Source organism: Desulfohalobium retbaense DSM 5692, assembly GCF_000024325.1.
GTDB lineage: Bacteria > Desulfobacterota > Desulfovibrionia > Desulfovibrionales > Desulfohalobiaceae > Desulfohalobium > Desulfohalobium retbaense.
This window is the reverse complement of record NC_013223.1, coordinates 926,379-947,787: the sequence shown is the minus strand read 5'-3', so window position 1 is coordinate 947,787 and position 21,409 is coordinate 926,379. Positions and strand designations below refer to the sequence as shown.

The window sequence follows — 21,409 nt, the reverse complement described above, 5'->3', positions numbered from 1 at the left end:
CTCACCCCATTTCCACCAGAGTTTGCCGCAACCGTTGGGCCTCGTCGCGCAAGGAAGCCGCCCGCTCAAAGGCGAGATCCTTGGCCGCCTGTCGCATCTCCCGCTCCAGCCGGGCGATGGCCTTTTCCAACTTCTGGGGGTCACTGCCGTAAGAACTCGTGGTCTCGGCGGCCTTGGCCATCTCGCTTTGCTCCTTGCCTGCATGGGCCAGGGCATGGCCGGAGCGCTTGCGGATACTCTCGGGAGTAATCCCGTGCTCAAGATTGAAGGCTTCCTGCAGGGAGCGGCGGCGGTGGCTTTCATCCATAGCTTCGCGCATGGCCGGGGTCTTTTTATCGGCATACAGCAGCACACACCCATTGCGATTGCGAGCGGCCCGTCCAAAGGTCTGGATCAAGGAGCGCGCCGAGCGCAAAAACCCCTCCTTATCCGCGTCGAGAACAGCCACCAGCGACACTTCCGGCAGATCGAGCCCTTCGCGCAAAAGATTGATGCCGACCAAGGCGTGAAAATCTCCACGGCGCAGTGACTGGATGATCTCCACGCGCTCCAGAGTGTCGATATCCGAGTGCATGTAACGTGACGGAACGCCACGGGAATGGAGAAATTCGGTCAAATCCTCAGCCAACCGTTTGGTCAAGGTCGTGATCAAAACCCGTTCGTCCTTGTCCATGCGCTGGCGGCATTCAGCAAGCAGGTCATCCATCTGGCCCCCGGTGGGTCGCACTTCAACCTGGGGATCCAACAGGCCAGTGGGGCGAATAACCTGTTCAATAATCTCGCCACTGGCGCGGTCGCGCTCCCAATTGCCGGGCGTGGCGGAAACATACACCGTCTGATTGAGCCGCTTCAGAAACTCGTCAAACGAGAGTGGTCGGTTGTCCAAAGCCGAGGGCAGACGGAATCCGAAATCAACCAGGGTTTGTTTGCGGGACCGGTCCCCGTTGAACATGCCACCGATCTGGGGCACTGACACATGCGATTCGTCCAGAAAGAGCAAAAAATCGGAGGGGAAATAATCCAGCAGACACGAAGGCGGCGACTCGGGTGCGCGGCCGTCAAGATGGCGCGAGTAATTTTCAATGCCGTTGCAATATCCCAATTCCTCGATCATCTCCAGATCAAGCTGAGTGCGCTGCTCCAGACGCTGAGCCTCGACCAGTCGATTCTCCTCGCGATACCAGGTGAGCCGGGCACGGAGTTCATCGCGGATATCGTCAATGGCCCGCTTGAGATTCTCCTGGTCCGAAACATAGTGGCTGCCGGGAAAAATAAGGGCCTTTTCCTGAGGGCCCAAAACTTCCCCTGTCAAGGGGTCCGTCTCATACAGAGCGTCGATTTCGTCGCCGAAAAACTCGATTCTGAGGGCACGCTCATGCCGATAGGCGGGGATCAACTCCAGGACATCGCCCCGTACCCGAAATGTGCCCCGATGAAAATCATAGTCGTTTCGTTCATATTGGATTTCAACAAGCCGAGACATGAGTTGGTCCATGGCCAGATTTTGCCCCACATGAACAGGCACGACCATTTTTTCGTAATATTCCGGTGAGCCGAGCCCATATATACAGGATACCGAAGCGACAATGAGAACATCCCGTCTGGTCAACAAGGCATGGGTGGCGGCATGGCGCAGCTTGTCGATATCTTCATTAATTGAGGAGTCCTTTTCAATGTAGGTATCGGAATGGGGCAGATAGGCTTCAGGCTGGTAATAATCGTAATAGCTGACGAAGTACTCAACAGCGTTGTTAGGAAAAAGTTCTTTGAATTCACTGTACAATTGGGCGGCAAGCGTTTTGTTGGGAGCCATGACCAGCGTCGGGCGGTTCAAACGGGCCACGACATTGGCGACGGTAAATGTCTTGCCCGAACCGGTGACGCCCAACAGGACCTGATCGCTGACGCCGGCCTCCAGATTGGCGCACAACTTTTCAATAGCTTTGGGCTGGTCCCCCTTAGGCACCATATCGGTCACGAGTTGAAAATTCTCTTTCATATAAACGTCGTTTCTCCTTGGCGACATAGTAGGAAATCTTTAACCAAACAGCAATCAGGCCGGGAGGATATTGACAACCCTGCCGATAGTGGGCATACTCCTTTTATGGTTATAGCACACACGCATCGTTCCTGGTTGGATTGGTGGTGGCTCTGTTAGACAGAGCCGCGGACCCGTGTGCAGAAATACAGATCCCAAAATCACCCGCGGCAGTTTGACGCTGTTCGCGGTTTTCTTTTTTTGGAGGGCCGCGGACACTCCTGCTGCCCCAAAGGAGGACTCCCATGACCGCCACCCTCTCCGCTGACGGCTTCTTCGGCCCCTACGGAGGCCAATTTGTCCCCGAACAACTGCGCTCGGTGCTCAGCGAGCTAGACCAGGCCTTCCAAAGCGCCAAGCAGGATCCGGAATTCCTTCGGGACTATTCGTACTATCTCAACACCTATGTCGGACGCCCTTCTCCAATATACCACTGCGCGAACCTTTCCCGCCGTCTTGGCGGAGCCCAGATCTATCTCAAACGGGAGGATCTGAACCACCTCGGTGCCCACAAGGTCAACAATACTATTGGGCAGATCCTTTTGGCCCGCCGCATGGGCAAGAAAAAGATCATTGCTGAAACCGGTGCCGGGCAACACGGTGTGGCCACTGCGGCTACGGCGGCGCTGATGGATATGGAATGCACCATTTACATGGGCGAAGAAGATATCCGCCGCCAGGAACTCAACGTCTTTCGCATGCAGATGATGGGCGCCACCGTGGTCCCAGCCACTTCTGGACAGCGCACGCTCAAAGAGGCGGTGGACGAAGCCATCAACGCCTGGGTCCTCGATGCGGACAACACCTTCTACCTTCTCGGCTCGGCAGTCGGTCCCCACCCTTACCCCAGCATGGTTCGCCACTTCCAGGAAATCATCGGCAGTGAGGCCAGGGCACAGATCCAGGAAGAGGCCAAACGGCTTCCCGACCACGTTATCGCCTGTGTCGGGGGAGGCTCAAACGCCATCGGCATATTTTCCGCGTTTCTCAACGACAGCGAGGTGGTCCTCGAGGGAGTCGAGCCTTCCGGTCGGGGCCTCGAATGCGGGGAACACGCCGCGACATTGACCCTGGGCCAGCCCGGAACCATGCACGGTTTCCACTCCTATATGCTCCAGGACGATGCCGGGGAACCGGCGCCGGTCTATTCCATCTCCGCCGGGCTGGATTACCCCAGCGTCGGCCCCGAGCACAGCTTCCTCAAGGACGCCGGCCGCGTCTCCTATGTCATGGCTAGCGACAAGCAAGCTTTGGACGCGTTTTTCATGCTCTCCAAAACCGAGGGCATCATCCCGGCCCTGGAATCCTCCCATGCCTTAGCACGCGCCATTGAACTGGCCCCCAGCCAGTCTCCTGAGGCGCTTATCCTGGTCAATCTTTCAGGCCGTGGCGACAAGGATGTGGCTGAAGTCAAACATATTGTCGAGCAGGGCGGTTGCGCCGGATAACCCCATTTGCTACCTCAGGCAAATACAAAATGATTCCGGGAACAGTCGTCCCCGGGCCATCCGGCTGGTTCTTTGCCCGTGCCATTGCCCCGAACAGTCCGGGAGGAGTCCGGGTGTATATGCCACCCCAAAGCCCATTGCCTGTTCCAAGGCTCCAGTGAGAACCGGTTCTCTTTGCTCGAGCCCAATCTACCCGGGGCATTGGCAACAGCCCCTGTAACCACCCCATCGTATCAAAAGGCGACGTCATGGAGATCAACGTTCAGACCACTCCCGAATATCTTCCCGTTGACCGGGCCCATGTCCTGCGAGCGACCATTTCCCTTTTCAAAGGGTGCCGTGATGTTGAAGTCCACCTTTTCCGTGCCAAATGGTCTCCCCAGGAAGTGCAAGCCTACAATTGGGACAGACTTGTCACCCCTCCCGCTGAGGCCGATGACAAACGAGCCGTTCACAACACGCGCACCTTTGTCTTGGAGGCCTTCACCGAAAAAGAGCGCGACCAACTCGTGAGCTATTTCCAGGACCACTACGAAGACCGTATCTCCCGGCTCGAGGGGCACACCCTCGAATTTCCTCTGCCGGCCGGCATCACGCCGCTGTCCTCGGTCGAGGCGACGGGTGAGATGGGACTCATCCTTTTTGAAAAGATCCCTCATTATTCGCTCCCTTTCACCGTCCATGGATTTTATGATCTCAGCCGGCATACGCCCGCGGGATGAACTCATCCCGGGGCCCTGCTCGTGTCCAGCCCAGTTGACTCTCCCAAAGGCCGCCTCTCTGGCGGCCTTTTTGTCTTGGCCGAACGGACACGCTGGGGTCCGGCTGGAAACCGCAAAATGGCGGACGCTCGTAGGGGGCGGAGGTATTGATTGACCGATAAAACAACACCTTTTTCCAAAAAAGGCTGGAAATTTTCACCCGTCTCAGGTAAACGTCCTGCATTTGCGAATTAGCTGAGTACATTCACGCACTTCACGACTGCTTGTCCAACCAACTATGAGGATTGTGGCATGGCTATTGTTCCCGAACAACGCAAACCAGGGGTCGTCCCGGTGGCCGACCGTACAAAAGGAACCTTCACCGGGCGCCCTCGTGGGCGAGCCCCGTTTCTTTTTACGAGCGCCATTTTATTCGTCATCTGGATCATTTTGTCCGGACGATTTGACTGGCTCCATCTGACGTACGGACTCTTGTCCAGCCTCCTGGTGGCCTACTTCTCCAGTGACTTGTTGTTCATCTCCGCCGACCTCAGTCGAATCCCAGGCCAATGGCTCCGGTTTGTGCTTTATCTGCCCTATTTATTTAAAGAAATTTTCATGGCCAATTTGCACATGCTCTATCTGGTCTTTCATCCCCGGATGATGGACCTGATCGATCCGCAAATCATCAAATTTCAGGGCAATCTCCAGTCAGATATGTCCGTGGTTACCCTGGCCAACTCGATCACGCTGACCCCCGGGACAATCACCATGAATGTCTCTCCCGTCGGCGTGTTCACCGTCCACGGCATTGACCGCAAATCCGCCTCGGCCCTGCCCGGTGACATGCGCGACAAAGTCGCCCAAACCTTCGGTGAGTCCGAACCCCTCGAGGAATGACATGCAGACTGTATTTCTCATCAGCGCCGTGATTTTGGTGTTGCTCATGATCCTTTCGCTGTATCGGGCGGTTTTCGGGCCAGTGGCTTTGGACCGCCTGGTAGGGGTGAACGCCATCGGCAGCAAAACCACTGTCCTGCTTCTCTTCATTGGCCTGCTCTATGAACGTATGGACATGTTTGTCGATATCGCCCTGGCCTACGCAATGCTCAACTTTATTGCTGTCTTAGGCGTTTCCCGCTTTTTCCACAAACGCCGGGGGGCCACCGCAGCCGAAGCCAAGCGGTGGTGGTAACCCTGACTGCAGGCATGATCTCCCGCTTCCGGGATATATTTCGCTAAAGGTGGACGTATGGATCTTGTTATCATCATTCTCATCGGCATCGGCTTGCTGTTTTTCACCGGCGGCACCATCGGCATCATCCGGTTGCCCGATTTCTATTGCCGCCTCCACGCTTCAGGGAAAATGGATACCCTGGCCAGCATGCTTATCGTGGCTGGCATTGGCTTGTATCTTTTGGAGCATCCGAGCCTCGGCAGTATCCTCGTGACGCTGAAAATCATCCTCATCGTCGTCTTCGCCTTCCTTGCTCTGCCCACGGCGACACACGCTATCGTCGATTCTGGACACCGAGCCGGTCTTATCCCGTGGCAAAAGCCGCACGCGGACGAACACCCGGAGGACCTCGAATGATTTGGCAAATCGACCTGCTGGTCTTGACCCTGGTACTTATTTGCGGGTTCTTTTCCCTGCGCATCAAGGACCTCTTGAGCGCGGCCATTTTGTACAGCGCCTATAGTTTTATGATGTGTCTGCTCTGGGCCGTCATGGGCGCGGTGGACGTAGCCTTCACCGAAGCCGCGGTTGGAGCCGGAGCGAGTACCGTCTTTTTCCTGGCTGCCATTTACCGCACGACAAGGAGGACAAAAGATTGAGAAAGCTAGCTCTGCTCAGCATCTGCATCAGCGGCCTCCTGCTGATTTATGCCACTGGCGATTTTCCGTCCTTCGGTGATCCCCATTCCCCGGCGGCGGAATATCTCTCTCCCCACTATATCGAACAGACATTGGAAGAGACGTCCGTCCCCAACATCGTTTCCGCCGTGTTGGCTGACTACAGAGGATACGACACCATGTTCGAGACGGTGGTGGTCTTCTCTGCCGCCCTGGCCTGCTTTTTCCTGCTGCGCTTTCGCAAAGCCTCTCCTCGGGACAGATTTTATCGGCACAACTTGACCGGAGTGGTCCTGCATCTGACCGGGGACAAAAAGATTCCTGAAGGGTCTGTCCATTTTGAGCGTATCGACTCCAAATGGACCCCACAGACGCCCATCGTGCGCATCGTCTCGCGGTTGTTAACTCCTTTTCTCCAGCTTTTTGGCCTCTATGTTATTTTCCATGGGCACCACAGCCCTGGGGGAGGCTTCCAGGGCGGTGTCATACTGGGGGCGTCGTTTCTCCTCCTGGCGCTTTCCCATGACCTGCGGTTTGTCATTTCCCGCGTCGGGGAAAAATTCCTCTCCATCTTCAATGCCCTCGGGGTCATGCTTTACAGCGGTGTCGGCCTTATCTGTCTTGGCCTTGGTGCCAATTTCCTTGACTACTCAAGTTTGTCGGCCATCATGCCGGTCAACGAAGTCGCGGCCCGTTCATGGGGCATTCTTTTTGTTGAAATCGGCGTTGGTATCACGGTCATGGCTTCCATGATACTTATCTACAACAATGTGGCCTCTGAAGGCCGTTGGGACGAGGGGCTCTAATATGGATGCCATTTTATCCACTCTTTTGGGCAAATATAACTATTGGATTTATATTGCCCTCATGATGCTTGGGCTTTGGGCAATTATCGCCAAGAATAATCTGATCAAGAAAATTATAGGGCTGAACATTTTTCAAACCGGCATTATCCTGTTTTACATCTCTATTAGTGCCAAAAAAGACGCAACGATTCCAATTTTGATGCATCATGGAGGTCACGGAGGGCATGAAGCCATTCATGCAGTCAATTATGTCAATCCGTTGCCACAAGTTTTGATGCTCACCGCCATTGTTGTTTCAGTGGCAACACTCGGTGTGGCATTGGCGTTGAGTATTCGTCTGTATCAACGCTACAAGTCGCTAGAAGAGGATGAAATTCTGACCCAGTTGAGAGAAGAACAATGAATGAACAATTACCAGCGCTTGTTGTCATAACGCCATTGTTCGTGGCTTTCGTGGTCTTTGCTGCCAGCTGGGTGCGGCAAAAATGGTGCTTTCCCCTTGCCATTTTCGGTCTTGCGGCCTCCTTTGCGGCCTCCCTTGGCGTACTCGTCCGTGTCATGCAACACGGCGATATCGTCTACAAAATGGCCGGCTGGACCCCGCCAGTGGGGATTTCCTTTCATATCGACACCCTCAACGGCCTCATTCTCCCTCTTATCGCCGGTATCGCCCTGGTGAATCTGGTCGCTTCTCGCCTCAATATTGAAAACGAACAGGGGGAGAACACCGGGGCTTTCTATGCCCTGTATCTGCTGACCAGCACCGGACTGTTGGGCATCGTCGCCACTGGCGACGCTTTTAACTTGTTCGTTTTGCTTGAAATCGCCTCTCTGAGTAGTTACGCCCTGCTGGCCATGGGCCACCCACGGGCGATCCTGGCCAGCTTGAACTATCTGCTGATCGGGACCGTGGGGTCGTCTTTCTACCTTTTGGGGGTCGGCTATCTGTATATCGTAACCGGTTCCCTGAACATGGTCGATATTGCCACCCTATTGCCCCCTCTTTTTGAATCCTCCGCCGTGTCCATGGCCTTCACCATCTGCCTGCTTGGCATTTTTCTGAAGATGGCCTTTTTCCCCCTGCACGGCTGGCTGTCCAACTCGTACACCTATGCCTCCTCAGCGGCTTCAAGTCTCATTGCGCCGCTCACGACCAAAGTCATGGTCTACGTCATGATCCGCTTCATGTTCACCGTCTTCACTCCGGAGTATATCTTCGAAGCCATTCAGATAAGTGATATCGTTGTCTGGTTCTCCATAGCGGCCATTGTTGGCGGCGCGGTCCTGGCCATCACCGCCACAGACTTCAAGCGCATGCTGACCTACATCATTCTGGCCGAAATCGGGTATATGGTTGGGGGCGCCTGGCTCGGGACCCGGGCCGGCTTCACCGGAGCCATCCTGCACATCTTCAATGATGCCCTGATGACCTTCTGTGCCTTTCTTGTGGTGGCCAATCTTAAACACATGCTTGGAGAACTGCGCCTTTCGAATCTGCAAAATCTTTTCGCCAAAATGCCATGGACCATGGGCGCCTTGGCCATCACAGCCATGTCCATGATTGGCGTTCCGCCAACCTGCGGCTTTTTCAGCAAATGGTATCTTATCAAAGGTGCCTTGGCGGCCGGGCAGCCACTGTTCATAGCCGCTCTGATTCTGTCGAGTCTTGTTAATATTGTCCTCTTTTTCCGGATCTTTGAGGTGGGCTTTTTTGAACCGGCTCCCAGCCACGGGCACGGCGGACACACGGCACCGAAAATGACCGAAGCGCCATTGAGCATGGTCCTGCCGCTGTTGCTTATGGCCCTGAGCCTGATTGTTGCCGGCCTGTACACCGGCACGCTGGTGGAGACAATCATTGATCCTGCAATTCCCAAAGGCATCACTTGAGACGAGTCGCTCCGAAAGATCTCCCAGCTTTACCATGAGCGGGAGACGGTGCGAATGGCCCTGCGAGCACTGGGGGGAAACCCCACTACAATTCCTTAATACCGCGAACCTGGATTAATCGCTGATGGAAACTCTTGTCTCTCTCAAACCGCTGTTGGCTGTCCTGGTCTCGTTGGCGGCTACTCCGCTTATCGTCGCCTCGGGCAAACGTCCCAATGTCCGGGAAACGTGGACATTTGTAGCCGCCTTTCTCAAATGCGGCATTGTGGTCTCCATGATCCCGGCCGTTTTGGATGGGAAACGTCTGGTCCTGTCCCTGGTGGAAATTTTTCCCGGCGTGCCCTTGGCATTCCACGTCGACGCCCTGGGGCTGTTGTTTGCGGTCGTGGCCTCCTGTCTCTGGATCATTACCGCCATGTACACCATGGGGTATATGCGGGCCGAAAACGAACACAGCCAGACCCGATTTTTTACCTTTTTCGCCATCGCCCTGTCCTCGACAATGGGAGTGGCCTTTTCCGCAAACCTCTTTACTTTATACCTTTTTTACGAGGTGCTTTCGTTTTCGACCTACCCGCTGGTCACGCACCACCAAGACCAGGAATCCCGGGTTTCCGGCCGGAAATACCTCGGATATCTTGCCGGCGCTTCCATCGGTCTGGCCCTACCGGCCATGATCATCGTCTACAACATAACCGGCACTTTGGATTTTACCGCCCAGGGGATCCTCAGCGGTGCCCAGACCTCCCCCGGTTTGCTGGTGGCTTTGGTACTTATGCTTGTCTTCGGATTTGCCAAGGTCGCCTTGATGCCCTTGCATTCCTGGCTCCCTGCGGCCATGGTCGCCCCGACTCCAGTATCCGCCCTGCTCCACGCCGTGGCAGTGGTCAAAGTCGGCGCCTTTTCCGTTTTTCGCGTCATAACCGGTATTTTTGGAGTAGACTTTCTCGCCGCCAACAATTTGAACACCGGCATCATGTATGTAGCCGGATTCACGCTCCTGGCCGCCTCGGTGATTGCCCTGAGCCAAGACAATCTGAAACGGCGACTGGCTTTTTCCACCATCAGCCAGTTGTCCTATATCGCGCTTGGCGCGGCCATGCTCGCTCCGAGCGCTCTTCTGGGCGGTTCGCTGCATATTGCCAACCACGCCTTTATGAAAATCACGCTCTTCTTTTGCGCCGGAGCGATATTTGTCCGTCATCATAAGAAAAATGTGAGCGAATTGGACGGAATCGGATACAAGATGCCGTTTACCATGGGCGCCTTTGCCGTCGGCTCGCTCGGCATGGCCGGCCTGCCTCCGATAGCCGGTTTTATCAGTAAGTGGTACCTGTGCCTGGGCGCCCTGGAAGCCGACCAGATCCTTTTCCTCATTGTCCTTTTGCTCAGTTCCCTTCTCAATGCGGCCTACTTTTTCCCCATCGTCTACCGCGCTTTTTTCCGAAAACCGAGCGAATGGGTTCCCGGACAGCGGATCAAACTCGCAGAGGCCCCTGCTCTGCTTGTTGTTCCACTGTGTTTGACAGCCCTGTACTCTATCGTCCTGGGTATTGTTCCGGATTTCCCGTTGAGTCTCATGGAACTGGCCCAGACCGCTGTTACGCAGATCACCCAGGGAGGGTAAGCGAACATGAGCAAACGGACTTACACCATCACGCTTGTGGCTATCGGCATATTCTGTGTTCTGGACCTTTTCTTTCCGCCAAAACACCACGCCGAATACTTCTGGCATGTCATGCCAGCCTTTGAAGCCTTTTACGGTTTTCTTGGCTGTACGCTTATCGTTGTCGTTTCCAAGGCCATCGGCAAACATTGGCTGTGGCAGGAAGCCACCACTGTCCCGCTTCCCAAGCGGGCCTTTGCTCAAGATCAGGACCAGGGCACGATCCGCCGCTGGTTTGTAAGCGAGGGAGATCAGGTCGACGCCGGACAGGATATGGTTGAGGTCGAAATCGGTGACGCACGGCTGATCATTGGCTCTCCCCAGGCCGGGACAATCATGCGCCGCTTTGTGGACCGCAACGACTTCATTCATCCCGGCGAAACCCTCGTTGATCTCAAAGTCTCCAAATACGACGTTCAAGAACAAGTTGACGACAAGGTGATCATCCATGGCTAGCCTGTTTCCTCCAGCCCTCTTGTTCCTTGGTGCTGCTCTTTTGATCCCCTTTTTCCGGGGAACCGCGAGAAAGGCCTTCATTTTGGCTGTTCCGGTGGTCACATTCTGGCAATTAACGACCTTGCCGCTGGGCGCCCACTGGACGGTTCCGTTTTTGAATGCCTATGACTTGACCCTGCTCAAGGTCGAGCCCATTCGCCTCTGCTTTGCCTATGTCTTTGTCATTATGGCTTTTCTGGCCAGCACGTTCGCCCTGCACGAGCGCAAACCGTTTCAGCACATGGCCGCATTCGCGTATGTCGGCAGTTCCCTGGGAGTCGCCTTTGCCGGTGATTTCTTCACGCTTTTTATCTTTTGGGAACTCATGGCCGTGACCTCAGCGGCGATCATTTTTTTACGCAACACCAAAGCCGCCCGAGAGGCAGGCCAGCGCTACCTGCTCGTGCACATCGCCGGCGGTGCCTGTCTCATGGCCGGGGTGGTTTTCCAACTCCTGGCCACCGGCTCCCTGGCCATTGTCCGCCCCGAGCCCGGCTTGGCCTTCAGCTTCATCCTTGTCGGCTTTTGTCTGAATGCGGCAGTACCTCCCCTTTCGGCCTGGCTCTCCGACGCGTATCCTGAAGGGTCGGTCACCGGTTCGATCTACCTGACCGCGTACACGACGAAAACGGCTGTGCTGACTCTGGCGCTTGTCTTCCCCGGAACCGAAATCTTGGTCTGGGGCGGGGCGATCATGGCCCTGTACGGTGTTGTCTTTGCGGTTTTGGAAAACGATATACGGCGACTGCTCGCTTACCACATCATCAGTCAGGTGGGGTACATGGTCTGTGGAGTGGGACTGGGCTCGGCGCTTGCCCTCAACGGGGTCACCTCCCACGCTTTTTGCCATATTTTATACAAAGGGCTTCTCTTTATGGGGGCCGGGGCAGTCATCTATGCCACCGGCAAACGCCAGCTCAGTGAACTTGGCGGCATCTGGCGACTGATGCCCGTCACCGTCGTCTTGTACATGATCGGGGCCTTTTCCATATCCGGTGTGCCTGGCTTCAACGGTTTTGTGAGTAAGACCATGATCATCAGCGCAGCCGGGGGCATCCATCGTCCGGTCATCGAACTTATGCTCCTTCTGGCCTCTATCGGAACGTTTCTGCACACCGGACTCAAGCTCCCCTATTTCACATTCGTGGCTCCCAAGAACCGTGGACTGACTGTGCGCTCATTGCCGATCAATATGCACTTCGCCATGGGCGGCGCAGCGTTTTTGTGCACCTTTATTGGGGTCTATCCCGAAGTCTTGTACAATATCCTGCCCTTTGGCGCCGAATACCACCCCTACACCCCGAGCCACGTGATTGGTGAATTCCAGTTGCTTATTGCGACAGGGATCGCCTTTATGGTCTATATTGATCAGCTTGGAGGACACCCGGCCATCACCCTGGACACGGACTGGTTCTACCGTCGAGGGGCAACGTGGTTTTTCCGGGCCAGTGATGTGGTTACCAACTCCATCAATGCCACGGCGGACAACGTGTTCATGCGGACGGCAGCGCCCCGCTTGGCCCGGTACATGCGCGACGGGGCCTCGAACATCGTTCTCAACGTGTTGACACCGCTTTGGTCTCTTGACGGGGTCGAACCCAAAGAAATCGCTCACCGCAAAATCCAGATCCGAAAAATGCTCTCGACGGGTAGCGTACCCATTGGCGTCTCCGCCTTTGCGGCTACAATCGTTTTCATTGTCTTCTTCACTCTCATGTAAGGAGCGCGTTGCGTTATGGTCACTATTTCCGAACTCAAAAAGATGAAGGCACTGGACGCTCTGAATGACGACCAGCTCCAAATTCTGTTGCCCTATATTTCCCAATTTGAGTGCCAAGCCAGGGAAATAATTTATCAACGCGGCCACCAGGCCCACAATTTCTACATGCTGAAAAGCGGCAAAGCCTATCTGGAAATGCAGGTCACCAAAGACATTGAGATTTCACTGACCTCAATCAAGCCCGGCTACTCTTTCGGCTGGCACGCCCTGATTTCAGAAGGGACCCACTCCTACACGGCTGTAAGCGATGAACCATCGACCATCTTGACCATCGCCAGAAACGATCTGCAGGCCATCATTGAGGCCCATCAGGATATCGGATTTCGTCTGATGCAGCGGATGTGCGAAATCCTCTACCACCGGCTCGACCATCGCACGGCCCAATTTCTGTCTATTCTGACGAAACATCCCGATATGAAGGAACTCTTGGAAGACGCGGTCATGCAATGTGTCTTGCCGCAATTTTAACCCCCAGAGACAACCTCCTGGACCTCATTGGTGAAAATCCACGCCCAGCGCGTCCTTTTGAAGACGCATGGGCACGAAAGGAGTCCGTGTGCCAAAGAAATATATCAATACCGCCACTAACCATCCCGTTATGCGCGGCCTGCTTATTGGGGGCGCCATAGGCCTTATAGCCAGTTGGTTCGGATACCCCCCCGGTCGCTCCCTGTTTCTGGGATTCCTCGCTGGATTGCTGGCTGGATTGACTCGCATCGCCATAGATCGACAGCGTCGCAAAAAATAAATGTCGTTTTTTTGACACGCCTATAATACAAGCGGCCCCCGGGCCGCTTTTTTTGTCTTCGTAAATCAAATTGTAAAATTTTGACTGCTTTCATGACTCCACCCTGTGGAAAATTTTTTCCACAAGCGATCAAACAATCTTCTTGACAAGACAAGAAGCTGTATTCTTCGCGGGCTTTCATTGAATCCGCCGGTGGGTAGCCATCAGGAGTGCGAAATATTTTATAAACATTTCAGTAGTATAGTCTGTAGATTATTTTCTTCCCTTGGCCCTGTCTATTTTGAATGTTTGAATTTTTCATCACCGCGCTTGGCAGGTAAAGAACACAACCTATGAGCACACGGTGGGGTCAAATCCAAAATATTCTCGAAAATCGGATCAAACCAGGAATCTTTAAAATCTGGATCAAACCGCTCGAGGGGCAGGTCCAGGAAGGATCCCTGGAACTCGTCGCTCCCAATGCCTTTGTCGCATCCTGGGTTCGTGACCGCTATCTTCAGGATATTCGTTCTGCCGCAACCGAGATCCTCGGCTTCTCCCCTGAGGTCACCCTTAAGGCTTCTTCGGACGCCTCCGTTACCGCGCCGCCCCCGTCTCCGTCTGAGCCGAACACGACGCATCACACTGCCACACCTGCTGCTTCTCAACAGCGTTCTGAGCACTTGGCTTTGCCCATTGACTACAGCCATGTCCCGCAGCCGCAACAATGGCGGCACAGTTTCGACGACTTTATCATCGGCCAATGCAATCAACTGGCCCATGCCGCTTGCACCAATCTCTGCCGCAAGACCCTCCCGGCGGAAAGCGTGTTTTTGTCCTCAGGGCCGGGCTTGGGCAAAACCCATCTCCTGCATGCCGTGGGACATTACTATGCTCAAAACCAAAAAAATTCCCAGGTGCGGGTCGGATATGTTACGGCCGAAGAGTTCGCCAATCAGATGATCATGGCTCTGAAAAACAGGACCATCGGCACCTTCAAGGACCGCTACCGCAAAAATCTCGATGTCTTGCTTCTTGAAGATGTTCACTTTTTCCAGGGCAAAGAAAAAATTCAGGAAGAACTTCTCTCGACCATCAAATTTCTTGAACAGCACGGCCGCAAGGTTGTCTTCAGCAGTTCCTTCCTGCCCAAGGAACTCAATAAAGTGGACAACCAATTGACCTCGCTCTTTTGTTCCGGATTCATCGCCCCCATTGATGCACCGGATGCGGACATGCGTCTGAAGATCATCCAGGCTAAAGCGCAGCGCTTCCAGATCCATATCCCGACAGAAGTTCAGGAAATGGTCGCTGAGAACATCCATTCTGATATCCGGCAACTGGAAAGTTGCATCAAAAACATGGCCCTAAAAGCCCGCTTGCTCAATCAAGGCATCAACCAAGCGCTGGCCGAGGAAGTTCTGGGCCATTTCACCGAACGGTGTCTCTCCGTTCCGGACATCGATTCCATCATTTCCCTTATCTGCCAGAACTTCAATCTTTCCGGAGAAAAACTCCGCTCCAAAAGCCGAAAGCGGCAAATTGTGGTCGCTCGTAACACCGCTTTTTACCTGGCCAGAAAACACACCGACCTCTCCCTTAAGGACATTGGAACCCGTTTCAACCGCCGCCACTCGACTGTCCTCAAAGGAATCACCAACCTCGAGCGCGAAATCCAGCGAGACAGCCAAGTGGGTCGGCAAGCGGTTCGTATCGAAGAACGCCTCAACGCCTGATCCCCGCCTGCAAAATCACAAACGCTCTCGAACACTTGGTCCTTTTCCCTCCCCTGCCTTGACACGGCTCACAAAGGCTTTTATCTAATTCCTTGGAGCTTCTTTTTCAGAGTCGCTGAACACAAAGGACACAATGAATCGGCGCACCCTCCTGAATTCGTTTCGCCACTTGGCGAAACACCACGGCAAACAGATCGCCCGCAAAGTGGGAAATTCCACCCTGGATCGCGTGAGCAAACGACTCCGGGACAAGGGGTACCCCACCCATTCCATTACTGACATTGACACCGTGATAGCCGAACTCAAACGGATGCACAGTGAAGGACGCTTGACCGCCGAAGAATTCAAGCGTGTGCGGCGTGAACTGGTCGGATTGTGGAAAGACCGGTCCTAAACGACCTCTTTGCTCGGGTATGAGCGAGTAAAGAGGCTACCGCTCCACTTTGAGGAAGCCCCTTTGGAATCCGCCATTGAAGGTTGCCGCCCCCCTGAATGAATGCACAAAAAACCGAACCGTGACGTATCGTCATTGAGAGTATGAAAAAACTGCTTTTTTTCCTTATAGCTATGGCAGGCATGGTCCTGGGGTGGCATGATGTCGCCCTTGCCTGGGGGCCGGGAATCCATGTCGCGACGGGAAATTTCATCCTGGAAAACCTCCGACTCATCCTTCCCAGCATTGCCAATACGGTCAGCGCCTTTCCCCAACATTTTCTCTATGGGTGTCTGAGCGCGGACATGTATGTTGGCAAGGGCAAAACCCTGACCGATACCCATTGCCATAATTGGCGGACTGGGTTCCGTTTGCTGGAAGGCAACCGGGATCAAGCCCTCCAATCCTACGCTTACGGCTACCTCGCCCACTTGGCCGCCGATACCGTGGCCCACAACTACTACGTCCCGAATATGCTCCAGTGCACCCCGGGATCTGGTCGTTTCAGCCACGTCTACATCGAGATGCAGGCCGACCAGAAGGAAGGACGCGACCTGCCCCTGGAATTGGTCTCACAGGGTGCCCACCATCGCGCCGACGCCCGCTTGGTGAGTGTCCTGGAAAAGCCCCAACTCAGCTTCCAACTCAAGAAGAAGCTTTTCCAAAGCGGTGTGGCCGTATCCCGGCTCAAATCCTGGCGGGTTTCGCTGGAGATGATAGACAAAGCGATGCCCATGGCCAACGAAGAAGACTACCTCCAGGATATGCTCCAACTGACCCTTTCGGTAATTATTGACTTGTTCAACGATCCCGATCAGGCCACAGCACTGGATTACGATCCAATGGGGTACACCTCCTTGGACCAGGCCAAACGGTACCGGCGGGTAATGGGGCGTTTGGCTCCACAAAATGCCACCGCCGACCGCTTTTTTCTTCCCGACCGCAAACTGACAACGCTTCAGAGCCTGCGCAACTAAAGAGAATGCTTGCCCCGGAGGCAAACCAATCGCTCAGGCCCTGGTTTTCTTTTCCCACAAAAAAGCCGTTGGATATCCAGCGGCTTTTTTATGGGCCTGCTTGCGCCAGCCCCTCCAACGCCTTGTCAGACGAAACCGGTGCTCCACACGCGGCGACAGACGTCATTGCATGCCTTGTTCCAAGACCTCAACAACACAATCAGGAACCAGAAAGCGGATGGAACGGTCATGACGCAAATATCGGCGAATCAGGGAGGAGCTGACGTCCAGACGGGGAATAGGAAGAAACCGAACGCGTCGCGAAGCCCCCGGCAGCTGCCAGAGATCCTCAGCGAGAGGCTTGGCCTGACAGTGGTCCTCAACGAAGGAACGCAAAGCTTCCCGCCCCTCCCCGTTGCGCCCGACAACACAAAAATTGGTGAGTTGCAGCAGATCCTCCCAGGCGTACCAGTGGGGCAGGGTTAAAAAATCCCCGCAACCAAGGAGAAAAAAGAGCTCTTCCGGGGCCACGGAGGCGTGGAAGACTCGCAAGGTATCCACTGTATAGGAAGGCCCCTGACGCTGCCCTTCCAGAGGGTTGACCACGAGTTCGGGTATCGAGTGTGTAGCCGCCTCAAGCAGTTCGCACCGCTTCGAAAAGGGCATCAAAATCTCGTTTTGCTTGTGCGGCGGCACAGCGGCCGGCACCAGCTCCACCCGATCAAGGTTCTCAACAGCCAACGCTTCAAGGGCAAGCCGCAGATGTCCGATATGCACGGGGTTAAAGCTCCCGCCCAGCACGCCCACACGCATGGCTAGGACCGAACCTGCCCCTGTCCCAAAAGGACAAACTTCCGACTGGTCAACTCATGAACCCCCATCGGCCCGTAAGCGTGCAGTTTGGAAGTGCTGATCCCGATTTCGGCACCAAGCCCCAATTCTCCCCCGTCATTAAAACGTGTGGAGGCATTGACCAGCACGGCCGAGGCGTCCACCTCACGCAAAAAGCGCATGGCCCGGTTGTGGTCCGTTGCCAAAATCGCCTCGGAGTGATTCGAGCCGTATTGGCGGATATGTGCCTGCGCGGCGTCCTGGTCCTCGACAACCTTCACGGCCAGGATGAGATCCAGGAACTCACGTCCCCAATCTTGATCGTTCGCAGCTTGCGCCAGTTCCCCCAACAGAGGAAGTGATGCCGCGCAGGCCCTGAACTTGACTCCGGCCGCGCCAAGGCGCTGAGCGACAGCAGGGAGGAAGCGCTCGGCGACATCCTTGTGAACCAGCAAGCATTCCAGGGCATTACACACGCCCGGGCGCTGGACTTTGGCATTTTCGACAATATCCAGAGCGGCATCCAACTCGGCTGTGTCGTCCACATAGATGTGACAGACCCCCTTAAAGTGCTTCAGGACCGGCATGGTTGCCTGCTCTGTCACGGCCTTGATCAATCCCTCGCCGCCACGCGGGATGACCACATCGACCACATCCCCCATTTGCAACAGCGTCTGGACCGCTGCCCGGTCCGTGGTCGGCAGCAGAGAGATGGCCGCCGGAGGCAAACCTGCTGCTTGGAGAGCCTCCTGAAAGACAGAAGCCAGGGCCTGATTGGAAAAAAACGCCTCTGAACCGCCCCGCAAAACCACTCCATTGCCGGCTTTCAAGCACAGGATTCCAGCATCAATGGTCACGTTGGGCCGTGATTCATAAATCATGGCCACCAGCCCGAGGGGAATACGCATCTGGCCCACGAGCAGTCCGTTGGGTCGTTTCTGCATCGATTCTATACTCCCCACTGGATCGTCCATGTCGGCTACATGCCCGCAGGCCTGAGCCATGGCTTCGATACCTGCTTCGGTCAGACGCAGGCGGTCAATCCGGGCGGCATCCAGACCATTTTCCTCGGCTTTGGCGATATCTCTGGCATTCGCCTCAAGGATGTGCGCCGCCTCACGCCGCAATCCTTGAGCCAAACCGGTCAGGACCTGATGCTTTTGTTCGCCGCTGGCATTGGCCACTTCCAAAGAAGCTGTTTTAGCCTGCCGGATAAATTCTGCTATCTGTCCTGCATCCATATCTTCTCCCCTGTCATTATACTGTATCCGTTCCACGTGGGCTTTGAGCTCCACGACCAACTCGCATCGCGTCTCAGGCAAGAAAGCTGAGCTCGGGGCCGCAACAAAATACAAATCAAACCAGTCCTATCGAGGTGATTAAGGTACTGTGTCCGCCTCCGGCTGACAAGCCACCCGCTATGGTTTCCTTGCCCTGTTCCAAGGTGAATGCGAGCGCATCCCTCCAATCTCCCCTACCGGTTGCCCATGACTTTACCTTCAGCACCCTGAGCCAGCACCTCTCCTGCCATCACCATAGTTCAATACGGGAATTCCCCGCCAACCATACCCTCGCACTATGTTCAGACAAAGGGTCCAATACCCAGGCCGATTTCGCAACCTCGGGCGAGAATAGGCAGGCAAATGCCCATGTCCAGCACGGGGCCAAATATCTTTGCTTCTTTGACCGATCCTGTGGATTTTTGGAGTTTGCCGTCTGAAATTCCATGGCCTGTGACGAAGAGCCATATCTTTTCACCCCATGGACCAGGGACTGCCCTTGCCAAAAGGACCAACAATGCCTAGTATTGGACTTGAACAGCGAGATGTTCTTTGACATGGGGGCGAAATGGCTTCGACGGGGAAGAGAAAGTCGAGGTTGCAGGTCGAGGTGCCGCCAGGCCTCGTAAAACAGGCGGCAAGCAAGTAGTTGCCAACGACTACGATTACGCTCTGGCAGCTTAAATAGCCAGTGTCTCCGCGGCTGATGCCTGATAGACCGCAGGAGGCAACGACACCATCAGGCTAGTCCTTGTGTCCGCCTGTCGGCACAGGGGCGAAACTTCAGACAGGCTTGCCCGGCTCCGCCCGGTCAGGGGCTAAGAGTACGGGCGAGAACGCAAAACCTGACCTAAACCTGTAGACACCTCGATGGACCTTTCCCGGACCCGGGTTCAACTCCCGGCGCCTCCACCACAATGCCAAAAGGCCGTTTTGCCAAACCTGATCCTCAACCTGCTGGATCAGGTTTTTTTTTGTCCTCCTTGAAACCTAGACCCTACCGATACTCGCTGCATACAAAACGCTTTCTTCCTCGCCATCAAGACCAAACAGGGCGTTGAGTTCGTCATCGTACAAGGCGGCAACAGGGCACGTCCCCAACCCCAGCGCCTCTGCGGCCAGAACAACATTTTGGCAGATGTGGCCAAGATCCATGCATATGTAGCGAAACCCCCGGTGTCCGTATTTGGCCATATTGCGCCGCGCCACAGCTGACCAGACAAATACCAGCGGCGCCTCGGCCACAAAAGCCTGATCCAGGCACCCTCGGGCGAGTTCCGGGCCGAACGTCCCCCTGGCCAAACATTCGAGATGAAAATCCCGCACCCGGAGGTGATAGAGTCCGCTCGGAATGTCTGTCACATCAGTCACCGCAAGGTATGTTTCCACAGGGTACAACGCGCCAGCAGAGGGAGCGGTTCGCAATCGATACGGGCCGGCCTGTCCGGTCACTCCCTGCGCCGCCCAGACAAGATCGGCCGCGTTTTCCAGTGAGAGTCCGCTATCATGATACCGTCGACGGGACCGTCGCCGGGACAAGATGGTCTGCAGGGGCCGTTCCAATGCACCACCAGGCCGTGGCAAAGGAATGGTTTCCGCACCAGGATAGATTTTTTCCCGCTCTGTACCAGCGATGGCAGGACGCTGCATCTGGCGGATTTGGCGCCGGTCGAACTTGGTCTTCTGCCAATAGATATAACCCAGAGTGTTTTTCAAATCCGGCATGGGCAATCCTCCAGAGATGTGGGGCATACAAACGCGACTTTGGCACGGAGAACATCAGCCATCTCCTGTTCCCACAAACCATGTCCCAGCCCACATGGCAATCCCCAAATGTTGGAAGATCTTGAACCCGGTCCTCTTTTTCAAGACCATAAAAAAAGGCCCCACCCGAAGGTGGAGCCTGAGATGAGCATGATGGTGGGCAATGCAGGATTCGAACCTGCGGCCTTTGGCTCCGGAGGCCAACGCTCTATCCAACTGAGCTAATTGCCCGGCAAAGAAAAATTGTTTACGCTCGAGCTATCACATTGTCAAGCCCCTGGCCCCGACGTTGCCTCGGCGCCTCTGGGTCTGCCTTTTGAAAAGCAACCATCCGCAGTTCCTTTGCTGCACCACGGTACTCCCATGCAACGTTTTGTCATTGCCCTCACCGGGGCCAGCGGCATGCCCTATGGTGTCCGCCTGCTCCAGGCTCTTCATAGTCTTACTGACACTGAAATCCACCTCATCCTCTCAGACGCGGCCAGCACAGTCCTCGACGTGGAGATGCCGGCTGGGACCCAAAAGACGCTCCGATCGCTCGCCCACGCCGTGTACTCGCAGCACGACTTGGCCGCAGGCCCAGCCAGTGGCTCCTGGCCCCATGACGGCATGGTCATCTGCCCATGCTCCATGGCCAGTCTGGCGGCTGTCAGCCAGGGGTTGGGCACGAATCTGATCCACCGGGCCGCCGATGTCACTCTGAAAGAAAAGCGGCGATTGGTCCTGGTTCCACGCGAAACCCCCTTGAACCAGATCCACTTACGCAACATGTTGTCTCTAGCACAGGCCGGGGCGACCATATTCCCTGCAGCGCCGGGTTTTTACCACTCCCCCTCGAGTATCGACGACCTCATCGACCACCTTGTCGGACGTATTCTCGACCAGTTAGGATTGCAGGTTTCCTGGGCGCCGCGATGGGGCTCGGCCGCGACCTGACTAGGCCTGACGGTCCGCTCCTTCCTTGCAATCTGCCGTCCCTTCTTCTATCTGACGGATGAAAACAG

Annotated in this window: 22 protein-coding genes, 1 tRNA gene and 1 other RNA gene; 19 read left to right on the top strand and 5 right to left on the bottom strand. The window is 55.2% G+C overall.

Annotated features, from left to right (window positions below):
- Window position 1: 1 nt before the first annotated feature.
- Window positions 2-1,999 carry an excinuclease ABC subunit UvrB gene (gene uvrB / locus DRET_RS04030; protein ID WP_015751248.1) on the bottom strand — a complete coding sequence of 666 codons (1,998 nt, stop codon included), beginning with the start codon at window positions 1,997-1,999 and terminating at the stop codon, window positions 2-4.
- Window positions 2,000-2,283: 284 nt separating this feature from the next.
- On the opposite strand from uvrB, the gene trpB reads away from it, so the two are divergent.
- From trpB to DRET_RS03945, 17 genes are all read left to right on the top strand, one after another.
- Window positions 2,284-3,486: a tryptophan synthase subunit beta gene (trpB, locus tag DRET_RS04025; RefSeq protein WP_015751247.1), complete on the top strand. Its 1,203-nt coding sequence runs from the start codon at window positions 2,284-2,286 to the stop codon at window positions 3,484-3,486.
- Window positions 3,487-3,734: 248 nt separating this feature from the next.
- A complete protein-coding gene (locus DRET_RS04020) occupies window positions 3,735-4,208 on the top strand; it encodes a hypothetical protein (protein ID WP_015751246.1) in 474 nt (157 codons plus the stop codon).
- A gap of 291 nt (window positions 4,209-4,499) precedes the next feature.
- Complete coding sequence (locus DRET_RS04015) at window positions 4,500-5,087, top strand: Na+/H+ antiporter subunit E (RefSeq protein ID WP_015751245.1); 588 nt, start codon at window positions 4,500-4,502, stop codon at window positions 5,085-5,087.
- 1 nt (window position 5,088) lies between these two features.
- On the top strand, window positions 5,089-5,382 hold the full coding sequence (locus DRET_RS04010; RefSeq protein WP_015751244.1) for an MrpF/PhaF family protein: 294 nt from the start codon (window positions 5,089-5,091) through the stop codon (window positions 5,380-5,382).
- A gap of 57 nt (window positions 5,383-5,439) precedes the next feature.
- Window positions 5,440-5,781, top strand: coding sequence for a monovalent cation/H(+) antiporter subunit G (gene mnhG / locus DRET_RS04005; protein ID WP_015751243.1), 342 nt, complete (start codon window positions 5,440-5,442; stop codon window positions 5,779-5,781).
- Window positions 5,778-6,023, top strand: a complete 246-nt coding sequence (locus DRET_RS04000; protein WP_041281892.1) for a Na(+)/H(+) antiporter subunit B — start codon at window positions 5,778-5,780, stop codon at window positions 6,021-6,023. The genes mnhG and DRET_RS04000 overlap by 4 nt, the downstream gene beginning before the upstream one ends.
- Window positions 6,020-6,847 carry a Na(+)/H(+) antiporter subunit B gene (locus DRET_RS03995; RefSeq protein ID WP_041281890.1) on the top strand — a complete coding sequence of 276 codons (828 nt, stop codon included), beginning with the start codon at window positions 6,020-6,022 and terminating at the stop codon, window positions 6,845-6,847. Before DRET_RS04000 ends, DRET_RS03995 begins: the two co-directional genes overlap by 4 nt.
- A gap of 1 nt (window position 6,848) precedes the next feature.
- On the top strand, window positions 6,849-7,250 hold the full coding sequence (locus tag DRET_RS03990; protein WP_015751242.1) for a cation:proton antiporter subunit C: 402 nt from the start codon (window positions 6,849-6,851) through the stop codon (window positions 7,248-7,250).
- On the top strand, window positions 7,247-8,737 hold the full coding sequence (locus DRET_RS03985) for a complex I subunit 5 family protein (protein ID WP_015751241.1): 1,491 nt from the start codon (window positions 7,247-7,249) through the stop codon (window positions 8,735-8,737). Before DRET_RS03990 ends, DRET_RS03985 begins: the two co-directional genes overlap by 4 nt.
- Window positions 8,738-8,861: 124 nt before the next feature.
- The gene (locus tag DRET_RS03980) at window positions 8,862-10,364 is read left to right on the top strand and encodes a monovalent cation/H+ antiporter subunit D family protein (protein ID WP_015751240.1); all 1,503 of its coding nucleotides are present in this window, start codon (window positions 8,862-8,864) and stop codon (window positions 10,362-10,364) included.
- Window positions 10,365-10,370: 6 nt separating this feature from the next.
- Window positions 10,371-10,859 (top strand): lipoyl domain-containing protein, encoded by a 489-nt coding sequence (locus tag DRET_RS12890; protein ID WP_015751239.1) that lies wholly within the window; start codon window positions 10,371-10,373, stop codon window positions 10,857-10,859.
- Window positions 10,852-12,618, top strand: coding sequence for a Na(+)/H(+) antiporter subunit D (locus DRET_RS03970; protein WP_015751238.1), 1,767 nt, complete (start codon window positions 10,852-10,854; stop codon window positions 12,616-12,618). Before DRET_RS12890 ends, DRET_RS03970 begins: the two co-directional genes overlap by 8 nt.
- A 15-nt stretch (window positions 12,619-12,633) precedes the next feature.
- Window positions 12,634-13,146, top strand: coding sequence for a Crp/Fnr family transcriptional regulator (locus tag DRET_RS03965; protein ID WP_015751237.1), 513 nt, complete (start codon window positions 12,634-12,636; stop codon window positions 13,144-13,146).
- A gap of 88 nt (window positions 13,147-13,234) precedes the next feature.
- Window positions 13,235-13,426 carry a hypothetical protein gene (locus DRET_RS03960; protein WP_015751236.1) on the top strand — a complete coding sequence of 64 codons (192 nt, stop codon included), beginning with the start codon at window positions 13,235-13,237 and terminating at the stop codon, window positions 13,424-13,426.
- 332 nt (window positions 13,427-13,758) lie between these two features.
- Window positions 13,759-15,141, top strand: coding sequence for a chromosomal replication initiator protein DnaA (dnaA, locus tag DRET_RS03955; protein WP_015751235.1), 1,383 nt, complete (start codon window positions 13,759-13,761; stop codon window positions 15,139-15,141).
- 133 nt (window positions 15,142-15,274) lie between these two features.
- Window positions 15,275-15,535: a hypothetical protein gene (locus DRET_RS03950; RefSeq protein ID WP_015751234.1), complete on the top strand. Its 261-nt coding sequence runs from the start codon at window positions 15,275-15,277 to the stop codon at window positions 15,533-15,535.
- Window positions 15,536-15,678: 143 nt separating this feature from the next.
- Complete coding sequence (locus DRET_RS03945; protein ID WP_015751233.1) at window positions 15,679-16,551, top strand: zinc dependent phospholipase C family protein; 873 nt, start codon at window positions 15,679-15,681, stop codon at window positions 16,549-16,551.
- A gap of 162 nt (window positions 16,552-16,713) precedes the next feature.
- On the opposite strand, the gene nadD is transcribed toward DRET_RS03945, so the two are convergent.
- On the bottom strand, window positions 16,714-17,343 hold the full coding sequence (nadD, locus tag DRET_RS03940) for a nicotinate (nicotinamide) nucleotide adenylyltransferase (protein ID WP_015751232.1): 630 nt from the start codon (window positions 17,341-17,343) through the stop codon (window positions 16,714-16,716).
- Window positions 17,344-17,345: 2 nt separating this feature from the next.
- The gene (locus DRET_RS03935; RefSeq protein ID WP_041281888.1) at window positions 17,346-18,602 is read right to left on the bottom strand and encodes a glutamate-5-semialdehyde dehydrogenase; all 1,257 of its coding nucleotides are present in this window, start codon (window positions 18,600-18,602) and stop codon (window positions 17,346-17,348) included.
- 598 nt (window positions 18,603-19,200) lie between these two features.
- Between DRET_RS03935 and ssrA the strand changes: the two genes are divergently transcribed.
- Window positions 19,201-19,556: a transfer-messenger RNA gene (ssrA, locus tag DRET_RS13300) on the top strand.
- 75 nt (window positions 19,557-19,631) lie between these two features.
- Here ssrA and DRET_RS03930 read toward each other — a convergent pair.
- Together DRET_RS03930 and DRET_RS03925 are read right to left on the bottom strand one after the other, a co-directional pair.
- On the bottom strand, window positions 19,632-20,366 hold the full coding sequence (locus DRET_RS03930; RefSeq protein WP_015751230.1) for a SagB/ThcOx family dehydrogenase: 735 nt from the start codon (window positions 20,364-20,366) through the stop codon (window positions 19,632-19,634).
- 193 nt (window positions 20,367-20,559) lie between these two features.
- Window positions 20,560-20,636 (bottom strand) — tRNA-Arg (locus DRET_RS03925).
- Window positions 20,637-20,768: 132 nt separating this feature from the next.
- Between DRET_RS03925 and DRET_RS03920 the strand changes: the two genes are divergently transcribed.
- On the top strand, window positions 20,769-21,341 hold the full coding sequence (locus DRET_RS03920) for a UbiX family flavin prenyltransferase (protein ID WP_015751229.1): 573 nt from the start codon (window positions 20,769-20,771) through the stop codon (window positions 21,339-21,341).
- The last annotated feature ends 68 nt before the right edge of the window (window positions 21,342-21,409 follow it).

What these genes read in the sequence shown, in the direction of transcription:
- uvrB (WP_015751248.1), bottom strand. Translation starts at nt 1,999, where the DNA reads ATGAAAGAGAATTTTCAACTCGTGACCGATATGGTGCCTAAGGGGGAC.
- DRET_RS03935 (WP_041281888.1), bottom strand. Translation starts at nt 18,602, where the DNA reads ATGGATGCAGGACAGATAGCAGAATTTATCCGGCAGGCTAAAACAGCT.
- DRET_RS03920 (WP_015751229.1), top strand. Translation starts at nt 20,769, where the DNA reads ATGCAACGTTTTGTCATTGCCCTCACCGGGGCCAGCGGCATGCCCTAT.
- DRET_RS03965 (WP_015751237.1), top strand. Translation starts at nt 12,634, where the DNA reads ATGGTCACTATTTCCGAACTCAAAAAGATGAAGGCACTGGACGCTCTG.
- trpB (WP_015751247.1), top strand. Translation starts at nt 2,284, where the DNA reads ATGACCGCCACCCTCTCCGCTGACGGCTTCTTCGGCCCCTACGGAGGC.
- DRET_RS03945 (WP_015751233.1), top strand. Translation starts at nt 15,679, where the DNA reads ATGAAAAAACTGCTTTTTTTCCTTATAGCTATGGCAGGCATGGTCCTG.
- DRET_RS03990 (WP_015751242.1), top strand. Translation starts at nt 6,849, where the DNA reads ATGGATGCCATTTTATCCACTCTTTTGGGCAAATATAACTATTGGATT.
- DRET_RS12890 (WP_015751239.1), top strand. Translation starts at nt 10,371, where the DNA reads ATGAGCAAACGGACTTACACCATCACGCTTGTGGCTATCGGCATATTC.
- nadD (WP_015751232.1), bottom strand. Translation starts at nt 17,343, where the DNA reads ATGCGTGTGGGCGTGCTGGGCGGGAGCTTTAACCCCGTGCATATCGGA.
- DRET_RS03970 (WP_015751238.1), top strand. Translation starts at nt 10,852, where the DNA reads ATGGCTAGCCTGTTTCCTCCAGCCCTCTTGTTCCTTGGTGCTGCTCTT.
- DRET_RS04010 (WP_015751244.1), top strand. Translation starts at nt 5,089, where the DNA reads ATGCAGACTGTATTTCTCATCAGCGCCGTGATTTTGGTGTTGCTCATG.
- DRET_RS03930 (WP_015751230.1), bottom strand. Translation starts at nt 20,366, where the DNA reads ATGCCGGATTTGAAAAACACTCTGGGTTATATCTATTGGCAGAAGACC.
- dnaA (WP_015751235.1), top strand. Translation starts at nt 13,759, where the DNA reads ATGAGCACACGGTGGGGTCAAATCCAAAATATTCTCGAAAATCGGATC.
- DRET_RS03985 (WP_015751241.1), top strand. Translation starts at nt 7,247, where the DNA reads ATGAATGAACAATTACCAGCGCTTGTTGTCATAACGCCATTGTTCGTG.
- DRET_RS03950 (WP_015751234.1), top strand. Translation starts at nt 15,275, where the DNA reads ATGAATCGGCGCACCCTCCTGAATTCGTTTCGCCACTTGGCGAAACAC.
- DRET_RS04000 (WP_041281892.1), top strand. Translation starts at nt 5,778, where the DNA reads ATGATTTGGCAAATCGACCTGCTGGTCTTGACCCTGGTACTTATTTGC.
- DRET_RS03980 (WP_015751240.1), top strand. Translation starts at nt 8,862, where the DNA reads ATGGAAACTCTTGTCTCTCTCAAACCGCTGTTGGCTGTCCTGGTCTCG.
- DRET_RS04015 (WP_015751245.1), top strand. Translation starts at nt 4,500, where the DNA reads ATGGCTATTGTTCCCGAACAACGCAAACCAGGGGTCGTCCCGGTGGCC.
- mnhG (WP_015751243.1), top strand. Translation starts at nt 5,440, where the DNA reads ATGGATCTTGTTATCATCATTCTCATCGGCATCGGCTTGCTGTTTTTC.
- DRET_RS04020 (WP_015751246.1), top strand. Translation starts at nt 3,735, where the DNA reads ATGGAGATCAACGTTCAGACCACTCCCGAATATCTTCCCGTTGACCGG.